The sequence below is a fragment of the Thermomonospora umbrina genome, assembly GCF_003386555.1.
GTDB classification, from domain to species: Bacteria; Actinomycetota; Actinomycetes; order Streptosporangiales; family Streptosporangiaceae; genus Thermomonospora; species Thermomonospora umbrina.
Map to the genome: position 1 here is coordinate 5,583,484 of NZ_QTTT01000001.1, position 12,957 is coordinate 5,596,440.

Genomic DNA, 12,957 nt, shown 5'->3' on the forward strand with positions numbered 1-12,957 from the left:
CGATCGTTCTCCCGCGATGACCGACAATGGTGTGCATGACGATCAGCCCTGACGAGGACAGGCCCGTCGACCTGGTCGACGACGACATCGACATCCTGCCCGACCAGACCGCGGACGACACGGACGCGGGCTGGGGCGAGTGGCGCGCCGGCGACGACGACTCCCGCCTGCTGGAGGACCGCCCGCCGCACTGGTGACCGGCCCACGACCGGCCCGGCTCACCCGGTGGGGAACAGCACCCCGGCGGTGAAGCCCGCGGTGATCACCACGGCCAGGGCGACCATCATGCGCCACCGGTAGCGGGGGATGCCCGACGGCCTCGGCTCGACGGCCGGCGGACGGCCCTCCCGCAGGGCCCGGATGAGCTGCGGCGCGGTGGGCCGGGCGGCCGGGTTCTTGTCCAGGCAGCGGACCACCAGATCGCGCAGCGGCCCCTCCATGTCCCCGAGGTTGGGCCGCCGCGAGGCCACCCGCCGCATCACGGCCGCGTTGGGCCCCGTCCCGAAAGGCGGGCGTCCGGTGGCCGCGAACACCATGGCCGCGGCCCAGGCGAACACGTCGGCGGGCGGGCCCACCGGCTCGTCCTCGATCTGCTCGGGGGCCATGTAGGCGGGGGTGCCGACGGGCCCGGTGGTGATGGTGGTGCTGTCCAGCGCGCGGGCGACGCCGAAGTCGATGACCTTGGCGCCGCCCTTGGCCAGCAGCACGTTGCCCGGCTTGAAGTCGCGGTGCACCACCCCGGCCCGGTGGATCGCGGCCAGCGCCCGGGCGGTGCGCAGCGCGATCTTGTGCAGCCGCTCCTCGGGCAGCGGGCCGCGGTCGGCGACGACCTGCTGCAGGGACGGCCCCTGCACGTACTCGCTGACGATGTAGGGCCGGTCGCCGGTCACCTTGGCGGCGAGCACCCGGGCGGTGTGCGGCCCCTCGACCTGGCGGGCGGCGGCGGCCTCCTTGACGAACCGGCTGCGGGCGCGCTGCCCCGCCGCCCGGCCGCCGCGCAGCAGCTTGACGGTGACCAACCCGCCGTCGGCGTCCCGGCCGAGGTAGACGACGCCCTGGCCGCCCTCGCCGAGCCGGCCCAGCAGGACGTATCCGCCGAGGCGGCGGGGATCGTCGGGCCCCAGGGTGACCGTTTCGGGCTGCACTGCACGCTCCGGTGCGCAGATACGGGCAAAGATCGCCTTATTTGTACCGCGCCGGGCCCGGACGTGCGACGACAACCGGCCGGGTCGTGCCGCGGATCAGTCGGCGTCCGGCTGGACGCGCAGGGCGTTGAGGGCGTACGCGAGCATCTGGTAGTGGCCGATCAGCATGACCAGCTCGATCAGCGCGCGCTCGTCGAGGCGCTTGGCCAGGGCGGACCACACGGCGTCGCTCAGCGTCGAGGTGGCGTGCAGCTCGTCGGCGGCGGCCACGACCGCCCAGTCCTCCGAGGTCCAGGCGTGCGCGTCCAGGTCCCCGGCCAGCGCGCCGATCTCCACCTCGGTCAGCCCCGCGTCGCGGCCGATGCGCACATGGTGGTCCCATTCGTACGCGCAGCCGCTGTTGTGCGCCACCCGCAGGATCGCCAGCTCCCGGATCCGCGGGCCCAGCGTTCCGCCGAGCAGCATCATCGACCCGAGACCGATCCACGCCCGGAACAGTTCGGAATGCCGGCCCAGGGTGGTGAAGATGTTGAGGGGGCCGGTGACGGCGACGACGCCCTTGAGGACGTCGTCCCAGGCCGCCTCGTCCAGCGGCGCGAGGCGCGGTGTCTGTGCTGCGTGCGGAGTCTGCTGAGGCATGGCGCTATTTCTGCCCCAAATACCGGGAGAATTCCAGCCATGGTGCGGCGATTGGCCACATTCCGCCAGGATTTCGAGGGCCGGCGTCCGAGAAGGGGATCAGACGCTGCGTGCGGTGGCGGCGACGGCCAGGTCGCCCAGCGCCTCCCGGGCGTCCGGGGCCACCGCGGCGGCCGCCAGCGCGTCCCGCGCCCGCGCGGTGTACCGGTCGATCATGGCCTCGCAGGCGTCGAGCGCCCCGGTCTCCTCGATGATCGACCGCAGCTCGGCCACCCCGTCGGCGGTCAGCGCGGTGTCGCCGAGCCCCCGCTCCACGGTCTCGGCCTGCGCCGGGGTGGCCCGTTCCAGGGCGAGGGCGACCAGCACGGTGCGCTTGCCCTCGCGCAGGTCGTCGCCCGCGGGCTTGCCGGTCTCGGCCGGGTCGCCGAAGACGCCGAGGACGTCGTCGCGGAGCTGGAACGCGATGCCCAGCGGCAGCCCGTACGCCCGCAGCGCGGCCACCGTCTCGGGGGTGGCGCCGGCCAGCTCGGCGCCCATGTGGAGAGGCCGTTCGATGGTGTACTTGGCGCTCTTGAACTCCACCACGTTCAGCGCCGTCTCGACCGAACCGGCGCCGCGCGCGCTCTCCAGCATGTCCAGGTACTGGCCGCAGATGACCTCGGTGCGCATCAGGTCGAACACCTCGCGGCCCCGGCGCAGCGGCTCCGGGTCGAGCCCGCTGGCGTCGAACATCTCCGCCGACCAGGCCAGGCACAGGTCGCCGAGCAGGATCGCCGCGCCCTCCCCGAACGACGCCGACGCCCCCCGCCAGCCCTGCTCGCGGTGGACGGCCTCGAACCGGCGGTGCGCCGACGGGCGGCCCCGGCGGGTGTCGCTGGCGTCCATGACGTCGTCGTGGACCAGCGCGCTGGCCTGCAGCAGCTCCAGCGAGGCCGCGGCGACCGCGATGCCCCGCGCCGCAGCGATGTCCTCGCCGCCGGCGGCCCGCCAGCCCCAGTAGCAGAACGCGGGGCGCAGTCGCTTGCCCCCGGCCAGCAGCGCGTCCAGCGCCGAGAGCAGGGGGCGGAGGTCGTCGCCGATCGCGAGCATGCCGGGACGCTGCCGATCGACGAAGGTCAGCAGCGCGTGGTCGATCTCCTTGCGAATGCGGCCGGCGGACATGCGCTCACCATAGTGAACCGGAATCGGGTGTACGTACCCAGGTCGGGCTGAGTACGACCGCTCATGACGGCGCGGCCGGGCGCGCCGATGCTGGTTCCCATGAGCACGATGATCGAGGCGGCCCCGGCGCCCGCGCCCGGCCGCCGCCCCTCGGCCGCCGACCTTGCGGCGCGGACCCCACGGGACCGGGACCGCTACGTCGACCTCCTGCGGGTCTTCTCCCTGGCGACGGTGGTGGCCGGTCACTGGCTGATGGCGGTGCTCGCCACCGGCCCCGACGGCCGAGTGCGGGCCGGGAACGCGCTGGCGATCATGCCTTCCCTGCAGCCGCTGACCTGGTTGCTGCAGGTGATGCCGCTGTTCTTCTTCGTGGGCGGCTTCTCGCACGCCACCGCGCTGCGACGCGCGCCCTCCTACGCCTCCTTCGTCCGGGGAAGGGCCGCGCGGCTGCTGATCCCGACCGCCGTGTTCGCCGGGGTGTGGTCGTCCGTCGCGGTTCTCATCGAACTCGCGGGCCGGGACGGGGGCGTGCTCAGGCTGGTCACGCGGATGGTCGCCCAGCCGCTCTGGTTCATCGGCGTCTACCTGGGCGTGGTGGCGTTCGCGCCGCTCATGTGGCGGATGCACCGCGCGCACGGAGTCGCGGTGCCGGTGGCGCTGGGCGCGGGCGTCGTGGCGGTGGACGTGCTCAGGTTCCGGTACGGCGTCGACGCCATCGCCCCCCTCAACCTGCTCCTGGTGTGGCTGGCGGTGCACCAGTTGGGGTTCTTCTACGCCGACGGCAGGCTGGGCCGCCGCACGGTCCGGGCGCTGACGGCGGGCGGGGTCACGGCGATGCTCGCGCTGATCGCGTACGGCCCGTACCCGTTGTCCATGGTGGGGATGCCGGGCGCGAAGATCTCCAACATGTCGCCGCCCACCCTGGCGCTGTTCGCCCACGGGCTGTGGCTGATCGGCCTCGCGATGCTGCTGCGCGGACCGGTCACGCGGCTGTTGGCCCGCCCCCGCGTCTGGATCGCGGTGATCGCGGCCAACGGGCTGGCCATGACCGCCTTCCTCTGGCACCTCACGGCGCTGTTCCTGGTCTGCGCCGTGCAACTGGCCCTCGGCCTCACGCAGCCGCCCGTGGGGGATGCGACCTGGTGGCTGCTGCGGCCGGCCTGGATCGGGATCCTGGTTCTGGTCACCGCCGGGCTGGTCGCGGTGTTCCGCCGGGCCGACCGGCCCCGCCGGCTCGCGCCGCGCTCGTACGGGACGGCCCGCGGCGTCACCGGGATGGTCCTGTGCCTGATCGGGGTGCTGGGGCTGTCCACGGTCGGATTCGGAGGGGCGCTGGCGGGACGCAGCGCGACGCTGATCGCACTGCCGGTGACGCCGCTGCGCTCTTTGGCCCTGCTGGTCGCCGGTGCGGCGCTCCTGGGCCTGTGGACGCGCGACGGGGCAGAGACGCGGAAAGCGGATGCCACTACCCTTGGGTGAATGCGTCCCGTGATGCCTGACCGCGCGCCCACGATCCGCGAGCTGCTCGCCGTCGGGGAGAAGTCGTTCTCGTTCGAGTTCTTCCCGCCCAAGACGGACAAGGGCATGCAGAGCCTGTGGCGCACCATCCGCCACCTGGAGGCCCTGCGGCCCACGTTCGTGTCGGTGACGTACGGCGCGGGCGGCGGCACGCGGGACAAGACCGTCGACATCGTCGAGCGGATCGCCACCGACACCACGCTCACCCCGGTGGCGCACTTCACGGCGGTCAACCACTCCACCGCCGAGCTGCGGCACCTCATCGGGCGGTTCGCCGGCGTCGGCGTGCGGAACATCCTGGCGCTGCGCGGCGACCCGCCCGGCGACCCGATGGGGGAATGGGTCAAGCACCCCCAGGGGGTCGAGTACGCCGGCGAGCTGGTGCGGATGATCCGCTCCTACGGCGACTTCTGCGTGGGTGTGGCGGCCTTCCCGTACAAGCACCCGCGGTCGGCCGGCATCGAGGACGACACCCGCCACTTCGTCGCCAAGTGCCGGGCCGGGGCCGACTACGCGATCACCCAGATGTTCTTCCGCGCCGAGGACTACTTCCGGCTGCGCGACCGGGTCGCGGCGGCGGGCTGCGACATCCCGATCATCCCGGGCATCATGCCGGTCACCAAGATCAGCACCATCGAACGGTCCGAGCAGTTGTCGGGCGCGCCGTTCCCGCCGGAGGTCGCGGCCCGTTTCGAGGCCGTCGCCGACGACCCGGAGGCGGTGCGGCGGCTCGGCGTGGAGCACGCCGCCGAGCTGTGTCAGGAGCTGCTCGACCAGGACGCCCCGGGCATCCACTTCATCACGTTCAACCAGTCGCCCGCCACGCGCGAGGTGTACGGGCTGCTGAACGTCGAGCCCCGGTCGGCCTCACTGACCGTCTGACGGATCCGGGGGCCCGAGCGGCAGTCGCCCGCCCATCACGGCGTACGGGGGGCCGCCGCCGGGGAAGTCGAAGCCGGTCAACAGGTCGACCAGGCCCACCGAGCGGTAGAGCCGCCGCGCGGGCGTGTCCGGCCGCAGGTCCAGCGTCGACAGCACCACGGTCCGCTCCGGGCGGCCTCCGCACAGCGCGGACAGCAGGCCCCGGCCGACGCCCCGGTGCTGGTGGGCGGGGTCCACGTGCAGCTCGGCGACCTCGAAGGCGTCCGACAGCCACTCCTCGGCGTCGCCGCGTTCGGCCAGCGCGTGACGGACGACGTCGTGCCACCACTGGCCCGGCGCGCCGTGGAAGCCGTACGCGAAGCCGTGGATCCGGCCGCCCCGCAGGAACGAGCGGCGGGACTCGGCCACGAACGCCCGGAACCCCGGATGGTCGGCGTGCCGTTCCATGATCGCGTACCGGCCGGCGAGCTGCTCGACCGGCGGGCTCATCGCCGCCGCGTAGACGTCCAGCAGCGAACCCAGACGCCGTAGGAAGACCCGGTGGTCGATCTCGCGCAGGCTGGGCGGTTCACGGTCCTCCACCCGGCCAGCCTAGACCCGGGCGACCGTCCGGGGCGTCGCCACCAGCGTGGCGTGCATGTCGGCGAGGATCCGGTCCGCGGCCTGGTGGAGCGTCCGGCGGTTGTCCTCCAACTGGCCGCCCCACGCGCGCGCCTCCGGGCCGATCCAGGCGTCGGTGCCCTCCAGCGTCCTCACCGACGGATCCAGGGCCCGGCGGAGCTGGTCGATGCTGCCGTAGGCGTCGCGGTAGGCGTGGTAGAGCCGCTCGTACTCCGGGTTCGGCGCCTCGTTCGGCGGGAGCTGCCGCGCGGTCACCGGGTCGATGGGCGGCTGGAGGCTCCCCGGGGGCGGTGCGGTCATGGCGTCCTCTCGACCCGGTCAGCCCGCTCGGGGCGGGACGGGGGCGGCGGGCGGCAGGCCCAGCCGGCGCAGGGCGTCGTCGGTGCGGGGGCTCATCTCGGCGTCGCGCAGCACCCGCAGGACCAGGTCGCGGGTGCCGTCGCGGTCCGCCTCGGCCAGCAGCGCCTTCAGCCAGGCGGTGTTCATGCCGAGGTGGTGGCTGGCGACGCCCAGCGACTCGGCGATGGCCTTCAACCGCGCCTCGTCCCCGGCGGCGCGCTTGATGAGGTCCGCCACCCCGGCCGGGCCGAGGCGGTCGTACAGCTCCTCGGTGTAGTCGGGGTCGTCGGCGTTCTCCTTCAGGCGCTGCCACACGTCGCCCGGGATCGGCTTGCCGTCCTCCAGGGACCGCTTGATGAGGAACGCGTCCAGACGGGCGGCCCGCTGCGCGTCCTTACGGTTGCGGAAGTTGCCGGTGTCGGGGCCGGCGCCCTTCGGAGTGGTGCCTCTGGGGGGCCGCCAACCCGAGTCGCCCGGCCCGCCGGAACGGGGCGCGGACGGGCCCGTCCGCGCGCCGGGGCCCGTATTGACGCCGCCGGCCGGATCCGGATGGGTGATCGCGTAGTTGTAGCGGCGGTTGAGCATGCTGAGCTGCTCCATCACCCAGACCGAGACCTCCTGCGCCCGGCGGTGGCCCGCGGTGGGCACCCCGGGCGGCGGGGGATGGGCGGTGAGCCACGCCTGGATCGCCCGGTCGGCGGCGCTCATCTGCTTCAGCAGATGGCCCAGGGCGTCCGGGTCGATGCCCCGGAACTCGGGGTCGGCCGCGGCCGGGCCGGTGCGCATGCTGCTGCTCATCGCCGCTCCGGTGCTGACGGACGGTCCACGTCGCTCCCCAGGATCACACTCGTCTCAGGCGCTGTCGAGGGCGTCGCCCACCGCGGTCTCGTCGCGGGCCACGATCGCGCGCCCGCCGTCGGTGAGGATGATGGGCCGCTGGATCAGCACCGGGTGGGCGGCCATGACCTCGATCCAGCGCGCCCGGTCATGCTCCAGGTCCTTCAGTCCCAGCTCCTTGGCGATCGGCTCGTTCAGCCGGGCGACCTCCCAGGGCTCGACGCCGAGGCCGGTCAGCACGGCGTCCAGCTCCTCCGCCGTCGGCGGCTCGTCCAGGTAGCGACGCTCGGTGTACGCCCGGCCGGCCTCGTCCAGCGCGGCCTTGGCGGCGCGGCTCTTGGAGCAGCGCGGGTTGTGCCAGATCTCCATGCCGTCGATTCTCCCAGGCTCAGGCGCCCACGTCGGCGGGTGTTCCCCCGGTGAGGCGGAGCAGCTCGTCGTACGAGGTGGGGAAGACCGTGTGGGGATGGCCGCCGGCGGCCCAGACGACCTCGTGCCCGCCGAGCCGGGTGTCCACCAGGGTGCGCAGCGGCGCGGGATGCCCGACCGGGGCCACCCCGCCGATCGGCTGGCCGGTGACCTCCCGCACGAACTCCGGTGTGGCCCGCCGGACCCGCTCCGCACCGATGAGGGACGCCACGCGGGCGGTGTCCACCCGATGCGCGCCGCTGGTCATCACCAACAGCGGCTCGCCGTCGGCGGCGAAGACCAGGCTGTTGGCGATCGCGGCCACCGGGCAGCCGAGCTGACGGGCGGCGTCCTCGGCGGTCCTGGCGGCCTCCGGCAGCTCGACGACCTCGCCGGACGCCCCCAGGTCGCGGAGCACGGCGGCGACCCGTTCGGCGTTGGAATGCATGTCAAGCACCTTAAAGTCTCCGTAGGGCGACGAACCCGGCGGATCGATCACTCGTCTTCAAGGGAACCCTGCCAGTGGGAGGCCGCAGATGGGCACAAGGACACGACTGGTGTTGACCCTGACGGCGGGCGGCGCCCTGGCGCTGACCGGCTGCTCGGACTCGGGCACGACGACGACCGCGGTGGGGGAGGACCGGCCCACCGCGACGAGATCGCCGGCGGCCCGTCCCACTCCGACGCCCACGCCCCGGCCCAAGCTCAAGCCGGGGGCCAAGGGAGAGCACGTCGAGACGCTGCAACGGCGGCTCGACCAGCTCGGCTACGCCCCCGGCAAGGCCGACGGCCGCTACGGGCTCACCACGCAGATGGCGGTCTGGGCCTTCCAGAAGGTCAACCGTCTCAAGGTGAGCGGCACGGTCGGCCGGGAGGTCTGGGAGGCCCTCGACAGGCCCGCCGAGCCGCGGCCGGTGTCCAAGCACCGCGAGCCCTACCGGGTGGACGTCGATCTGCGCCGTCAGTACCTGGTGGTCTACAAGGGCGGCCGTCCCGTACTGATCAGCCACGTCTCCTCCGGGTCGGGCGAGCTGTTCTGCTCCCGCGACCCCGGGCCCGGCGGATCGCGCTGCCGCTATGCCGTCACCTCCACCGGCGACTTCCGCACCGGGCGGCGCGCCTCGGGTTGGGAGGTCTCGCCGCTCGGGCAGTTGTACAACCCGGTCTACTTCAACGGGGGCATCGCCTTCCACGGGGCCCTCGACGTGCCCCGGTACCCGGCGTCGCACGGGTGCGTCCGGCTGCCGATGAACGTGGCCGAGGACTTCCCGGACGTCGTCGGGACCAACGTTCCGGTGCACCTTCGTCGCCCTCGGTGACCTGACCCGGTTTTGTCAGACCCCTCTGCTCTCCTGGTGATGTGCCGGTGACCTGGGCTCTCGCCCTGCGGGCGGCCCGATCCCGGCGCGCGTTCGAACGTATTGACGAATCGCCTCACGGGCGGTTTACTGAAGGTACGTCGAACTCATGTTCGATGTGGCGCGGGGCTCGCGGCTCGCGCCGAGGGGCACACGCCCCGCCGGGGGCAGCGCGAGCACCCGGCGTGACGTGACGGCCGGGCGGAGTGAGGGGAAGCTCTCCGTCCGGCCGGCCCGGAGCCGGAAGGAGACAGGCGAATGTCCGGATCGACGACCGCCCGACGCAGAGTCCACGCCGACGCCCGCGCAGAGGTTCACCCGGCGCCCGTCCGCCCGATCGCGGCGCGCCTGGGCCCCGCGCCCGCCCCGCGGACCGGTCACACGGCCCGCGGCCAGCTCCAGGCCGCCCGCATGTGCCTGGCCGAGGCCGCCGAGGCCGTCACCCCGGCCGTCCGCTTCGTGTCCGCCCACCTGGCCGCCCTGCGCGCCGCCGCCGCGGTCCTGGCCGCGCGCGAACCCCTGGAGACCCACCGCCGCGGGCGCCCCCGCAGCGTCTGGGTCCTGCTCCCGGAGGCCGATCCCGCCCTCCGCGAATGGGCCGCCTACTTCGCCGCCGGCGCCGACAAACGCGCCGCCGCCGAGGCCGGCCTCCCTCGCGCCGTCACCCCCCGCGAGGCCGATGAGCTCCTCCACGACGCCGAGATCTTCGTCTCCCTCGTCGAGGACACCCTGGGCATCCCCGGCCAACCCACCCTGCCCCTCCCCGACACCCGTCCCGGCTGACCCCTCCACCCGCCCGGCCGCCCACCCGTTACGCGGACGTCCGCCGGCCGCCCACTCGCCACGTGGACGCCCGGGCGGCCCACCGGCCCGGCCTTCGGCGGAGGGCGCGCCGGGCGATGCGGAGGCGGGAACGCGACCCGCACCGCTCGCCGAGCGACCCCCACGGGGCGCCTGATGCCTCCCCGGGCCGTCACCGCACCACCCTCCCCGGTTCGGTGACGGCTTCCCCCACCGCGCCGGTGGGGCCGTGAGTCCCCCTGACGGCCCCACCGGCGCGGTCTCTTCATCCCCTCCGCCCCCGGGTCGCGTGTGGACGCGGCGTGGCGTGGGGCGGCGGTGAGGTCAGGTCACAGGCCCCGAGTGTCGAGGAGCAGGTTCGGGGTGCTGGTCTCGTACTGCTGGAGGACGTTGGGGGTGGCGTTGGTCTTGAGCCAGGTGCGGATGGTGCGGTAGTCGGCGTCGCCGTGGGTGGCCTTGTAGAGGGCGGCGGCTCCGGCGACGTGCGGGGCGGCCATGGAGGTGCCGGTCAGGGTGAGGGATCCGCCGCGGAAGCCGGCGGAGACGATGTCGGTGCCGGGGGCGTAGAGGTCGACGCAGGTGCCGTAGTTGCTGCTCCGCGACTGCCGGTCGGTCCGGGTGCTGTTGGCGACGGTCGTCGAGCCCTCGGCACTGCCGGGCGACCACCCGCAGGCGTCGAAGCGGAGAGAGAACAGGCCGTCGTCGTAGCCGTTGCCCGCCGCGGTCGCGACGAAGACGCCCGAGGCGGCGAGTCGGTCGGCGGCCGCGTTGAGGCTGGCGGAGGACGGCCAGGACGAGGAGATGTTGGCCACCGCGGGGGCGACGTGGTGGGCGGCGACCCAGTCCATCCCCGCGATCATGGCGGACTGGACGGTGTTGCCGCAGTCGCCGACCCGCACGGAGTGGAGGTCGACCTCCTTGGCGACCCCGTACGTCGAGCCGCCGAGGGTGCCGGCGACATGGGTGCCGTGGCCGTTGCAGTCCTGGCCGTCACCGCCGAGAGCGTCGTGGGCGACGGTGGCGCGACCGCCGAAGTCGGGATGGTCGGTCTTGATCCCGGTGTCGAGCACGTAGGCGTGGACCCCGGCGCCGGTGGAGGTCGAGGTGTACGACCGGTCCAGGGGAAGGTTCGCCTGGTCGATCCGGTCCAGGCCCCACGACGGCGGGTCGGTCTGCGTCGCGGACAGCGTCCCGTACTCGTCCTCCTCGATGGCGGCGACCCGGGCGTCGGAGCGCAGCCTGTCCACCTGCGCGGCGGACAGCTTGGCCGCGAAGCCGTTGAGCACCTTGCCGTACCGGTGCAGGGGGCGTTTGACCCTGGCGCGCGAGAGCGCCCCATCGAGCGAGGCCCCGTTCTTGAGGGTCACGATGTACTGCCCGGGGACTCCCTTGCCCTCCTTGGCGCGGGCCACCTCGACCTTGGGGTCGTCCGCGAGGGCGGGCGGGGCGGCGGCGAGCATCAGTGAGAGGGCGGCGACGGACCCGAGGAGTGCGGACCTTCTCATGAAGGTCCTCCCTTCTGTGCGGGGGCGATGACCGGCGATCCCGGCTGGGGGCGGCCGGCCGTCGGACAGTTCCACACAGACGATCATGTTTTTTTGAGGGTGCGTCAAGAGTGATCCGCGTTACATCGGTCGTCGCTCGGGGTCAGGGGGCGTGGTGGGGGCTTTGTCGGCCATGTGAGTAACGTGGCCTCGCCATGGCTTGGGGTGAACGCGGTTCGGGTGAGCGGTCCGTCGTACCGTTGCTGGCGTTCCTCGGCGTGATGGCCTACGCCCTGTCGATGGCCGTGGTGACACCCGCCCTGCCGCTGATCCAGGAGGGACTCGGGACGACGCCCGGGGGAGCGGCCTGGGCGTTGACCGCCATGACGCTGTCGGCGGCGGTCGGGACGCCGCTGATCGGGCGGCTCGGGGACATGTTCGGGCCGCGGCGGGTCCTGCTCGTGGTGCTGGCGGTGACCGTGGTCGGGATGGTGGTCGCGGCGCTGGCGACCTCGCTGCCGGTGCTGCTGGCCGGCCGGGCCGTGGCGGGTGTGGGCGGCGGGGTCTTCCCGCTGGCCTACACGATCATCCGGGACGTCTACCCGCCGCACCGCACGGCGTCGGCCGTGGGGCTGATGTCGTCGATGCTGGGGCTGGGCGGCGCCCTGTCGTGGGTGATCGCGGGCCCGATCATCGACTGGTTCGGCTGGCGGTGGTTGCTGTGGGTGCCGGTGGCGGGTCTGCTGCCGGGACTGGCGGCCGCCTGGTGGATCGTTCCACGGTCGCCGCGGCGCTCGGCGGAGCGGATCGACTGGTGGGGCGCGGTGCTCTTCGCGGCGTGGCTGGTCTGCGGCCTGACCGCGTTGACCCAGGGGCCCGCCTGGGGATGGGCCGATCCGGCGGTGCTGGGGCTGCTCGGGGCGGCCGCGGCGCTGGCCGGGTGCTGGCTCCTCGTGGAGTCGCGGGTCGCCGCGCCGCTGGTGGACCTGCGGTTGATGCGCCGTCGCGGCGTGTGGACGGCCAACGCGGCGTCGATGCTGTCCGGCTACGCGCTGATGGCCGGCGGCATCCTCTTCCCCCTGCTGGTGCAGGCGCCGGAGAGCACCGGCTTCGGGTTCGGCGGGACGGCCACCCAGGCGGCGCTGCTCCAACTGCCCGCCAGCGTCGCGATGACGGTGGCCGGGCTCACCGCCGGAATGCTGGACCGGCGGATCGGCTCCCGGGCCGTGCTGCTGGCCGGATCGGCGCTGACGCTCACCGGGTACGCGTACGTGGCGTTCGCGCACGACGCGATGTGGCAGCTCCACGCCGGCGGCCTCGTGCGCGGGATCGGGCTGGGGCTCGCCTACGCGGCGGTGGCCAACCTGGTGGTGGCGGCCGTGCCGGCGGCTCAGACGGGCGCGGCCACCGGGGTCAACACGCTGATCCGCACGGTCGGGGCGTCGTTGGGCACCCAGGCCAGCGCCGCGTTCGTCGCCGCGTCGGCCGCCGCCCCGGGCGGGACGCCGAGCGAGGGCGGCTTCGTCATGGGATTCGCCGCGGCCGCCGCCGTGATGACGGCGGCGATGGCCCTGGCGTTCGTCGCCCCTCGCCGAGCGGGGCGTGCGGGCACGCCCGTGGAACCGCTCTGAACGAGGGCACGACACGACCCACCGCGACCGTCGGCGGTGGGGGGCCGTTCTCGGCGGGGCCGCGACGGTCGGCGGTGGGCGCGACGCTCACCGCCGCGGACGCGGGCCCGGGAGGGGCTCACGCCCGCGGCGC

Annotated in this window: 15 protein-coding genes; 6 read left to right on the top strand and 9 right to left on the bottom strand. The window is 73.9% G+C overall.

Annotated elements, in window-relative coordinates; all coding sequences use genetic code 11:
- Positions 1-35: 35 nt before the first annotated feature.
- Positions 36-197: a hypothetical protein gene (locus DFJ69_RS34470; protein WP_170177772.1), complete on the top strand. Its 162-nt coding sequence runs from the start codon at positions 36-38 to the stop codon at positions 195-197.
- Positions 198-218: 21 nt separating this feature from the next.
- On the opposite strand, the gene DFJ69_RS24985 is transcribed toward DFJ69_RS34470, so the two are convergent.
- The 3 genes from DFJ69_RS24985 to DFJ69_RS24995 form a co-directional block, all read right to left on the bottom strand.
- Positions 219-1,145: a serine/threonine-protein kinase gene (locus DFJ69_RS24985; RefSeq protein WP_116024855.1), complete on the bottom strand. Its 927-nt coding sequence runs from the start codon at positions 1,143-1,145 to the stop codon at positions 219-221.
- Between the two features lie 96 nt (positions 1,146-1,241).
- The gene (locus DFJ69_RS24990) at positions 1,242-1,784 is read right to left on the bottom strand and encodes a carboxymuconolactone decarboxylase family protein (protein ID WP_116024856.1); all 543 of its coding nucleotides are present in this window, start codon (positions 1,782-1,784) and stop codon (positions 1,242-1,244) included.
- A 99-nt stretch (positions 1,785-1,883) separates the two neighbouring features.
- Positions 1,884-2,945: a polyprenyl synthetase family protein gene (locus tag DFJ69_RS24995; protein WP_116024857.1), complete on the bottom strand. Its 1,062-nt coding sequence runs from the start codon at positions 2,943-2,945 to the stop codon at positions 1,884-1,886.
- A gap of 99 nt (positions 2,946-3,044) precedes the next feature.
- Here DFJ69_RS24995 and DFJ69_RS25000 point away from each other — a divergent pair, with 99 nt between their 5' ends.
- The gene (locus tag DFJ69_RS25000; protein WP_211328732.1) at positions 3,045-4,424 is read left to right on the top strand and encodes an acyltransferase family protein; all 1,380 of its coding nucleotides are present in this window, start codon (positions 3,045-3,047) and stop codon (positions 4,422-4,424) included.
- On the top strand, positions 4,425-5,345 hold the full coding sequence (gene metF / locus DFJ69_RS25005) for a methylenetetrahydrofolate reductase [NAD(P)H] (RefSeq protein WP_116024858.1): 921 nt from the start codon (positions 4,425-4,427) through the stop codon (positions 5,343-5,345).
- On the opposite strand, the gene DFJ69_RS25010 is transcribed toward metF, so the two are convergent.
- The 5 genes from DFJ69_RS25010 to DFJ69_RS25030 are packed head-to-tail and all read right to left on the bottom strand — an operon-like array spanning position 5,331 to position 7,998.
- The gene (locus tag DFJ69_RS25010; protein WP_245974564.1) at positions 5,331-5,927 is read right to left on the bottom strand and encodes a GNAT family N-acetyltransferase; all 597 of its coding nucleotides are present in this window, start codon (positions 5,925-5,927) and stop codon (positions 5,331-5,333) included. The genes metF and DFJ69_RS25010 overlap by 15 nt on opposite strands.
- A gap of 9 nt (positions 5,928-5,936) precedes the next feature.
- Positions 5,937-6,266 (bottom strand): hypothetical protein, encoded by a 330-nt coding sequence (locus tag DFJ69_RS25015; RefSeq protein ID WP_116024859.1) that lies wholly within the window; start codon positions 6,264-6,266, stop codon positions 5,937-5,939.
- An 18-nt stretch (positions 6,267-6,284) separates the two neighbouring features.
- Complete coding sequence (locus DFJ69_RS25020; RefSeq protein ID WP_147312407.1) at positions 6,285-7,103, bottom strand: hypothetical protein; 819 nt, start codon at positions 7,101-7,103, stop codon at positions 6,285-6,287.
- Positions 7,104-7,157: 54 nt separating this feature from the next.
- On the bottom strand, positions 7,158-7,511 hold the full coding sequence (locus tag DFJ69_RS25025) for an arsenate reductase family protein (RefSeq protein ID WP_116024861.1): 354 nt from the start codon (positions 7,509-7,511) through the stop codon (positions 7,158-7,160).
- A 19-nt stretch (positions 7,512-7,530) separates the two neighbouring features.
- Positions 7,531-7,998, bottom strand: coding sequence for a YbaK/EbsC family protein (locus DFJ69_RS25030; RefSeq protein ID WP_116024862.1), 468 nt, complete (start codon positions 7,996-7,998; stop codon positions 7,531-7,533).
- 109 nt (positions 7,999-8,107) lie between these two features.
- Between DFJ69_RS25030 and DFJ69_RS25035 the strand changes: the two genes are divergently transcribed.
- Positions 8,108-8,869 (top strand): L,D-transpeptidase family protein, encoded by a 762-nt coding sequence (locus tag DFJ69_RS25035; RefSeq protein WP_245974565.1) that lies wholly within the window; start codon positions 8,108-8,110, stop codon positions 8,867-8,869.
- A gap of 297 nt (positions 8,870-9,166) precedes the next feature.
- On the top strand, positions 9,167-9,691 hold the full coding sequence (locus DFJ69_RS25040; RefSeq protein WP_116024864.1) for an SAV_6107 family HEPN domain-containing protein: 525 nt from the start codon (positions 9,167-9,169) through the stop codon (positions 9,689-9,691).
- 347 nt (positions 9,692-10,038) lie between these two features.
- Here DFJ69_RS25040 and DFJ69_RS25045 read toward each other — a convergent pair whose 3' ends face one another.
- Positions 10,039-11,214, bottom strand: coding sequence for a S8 family peptidase (locus tag DFJ69_RS25045; protein WP_116024865.1), 1,176 nt, complete (start codon positions 11,212-11,214; stop codon positions 10,039-10,041).
- Between the two features lie 194 nt (positions 11,215-11,408).
- On the opposite strand from DFJ69_RS25045, the gene DFJ69_RS25050 reads away from it, so the two are divergent.
- Complete coding sequence (locus DFJ69_RS25050; RefSeq protein ID WP_116024866.1) at positions 11,409-12,824, top strand: MFS transporter; 1,416 nt, start codon at positions 11,409-11,411, stop codon at positions 12,822-12,824.
- The last annotated feature ends 133 nt before the right edge of the window (positions 12,825-12,957 follow it).

Bases quoted from the DNA above. Each gene is read 5' to 3' on its own strand.
- DFJ69_RS34470 (WP_170177772.1), top strand. From the start codon at position 36: ATGACGATCAGCCCTGACGAGGACAGGCCCGTCGACCTGGTCGACGAC.
- DFJ69_RS24990 (WP_116024856.1), bottom strand. From the start codon at position 1,784: ATGCCTCAGCAGACTCCGCACGCAGCACAGACACCGCGCCTCGCGCCG.
- DFJ69_RS24995 (WP_116024857.1), bottom strand. From the start codon at position 2,945: ATGTCCGCCGGCCGCATTCGCAAGGAGATCGACCACGCGCTGCTGACC.
- DFJ69_RS25000 (WP_211328732.1), top strand. From the start codon at position 3,045: ATGAGCACGATGATCGAGGCGGCCCCGGCGCCCGCGCCCGGCCGCCGC.
- metF (WP_116024858.1), top strand. From the start codon at position 4,425: ATGCGTCCCGTGATGCCTGACCGCGCGCCCACGATCCGCGAGCTGCTC.
- DFJ69_RS25015 (WP_116024859.1), bottom strand. From the start codon at position 6,266: ATGACCGCACCGCCCCCGGGGAGCCTCCAGCCGCCCATCGACCCGGTG.
- DFJ69_RS25020 (WP_147312407.1), bottom strand. From the start codon at position 7,103: ATGAGCAGCAGCATGCGCACCGGCCCGGCCGCGGCCGACCCCGAGTTC.
- DFJ69_RS25025 (WP_116024861.1), bottom strand. From the start codon at position 7,511: ATGGAGATCTGGCACAACCCGCGCTGCTCCAAGAGCCGCGCCGCCAAG.
- DFJ69_RS25030 (WP_116024862.1), bottom strand. From the start codon at position 7,998: ATGCATTCCAACGCCGAACGGGTCGCCGCCGTGCTCCGCGACCTGGGG.
- DFJ69_RS25040 (WP_116024864.1), top strand. From the start codon at position 9,167: ATGTCCGGATCGACGACCGCCCGACGCAGAGTCCACGCCGACGCCCGC.
- DFJ69_RS25045 (WP_116024865.1), bottom strand. From the start codon at position 11,214: ATGAGAAGGTCCGCACTCCTCGGGTCCGTCGCCGCCCTCTCACTGATG.
- DFJ69_RS25050 (WP_116024866.1), top strand. From the start codon at position 11,409: ATGGCTTGGGGTGAACGCGGTTCGGGTGAGCGGTCCGTCGTACCGTTG.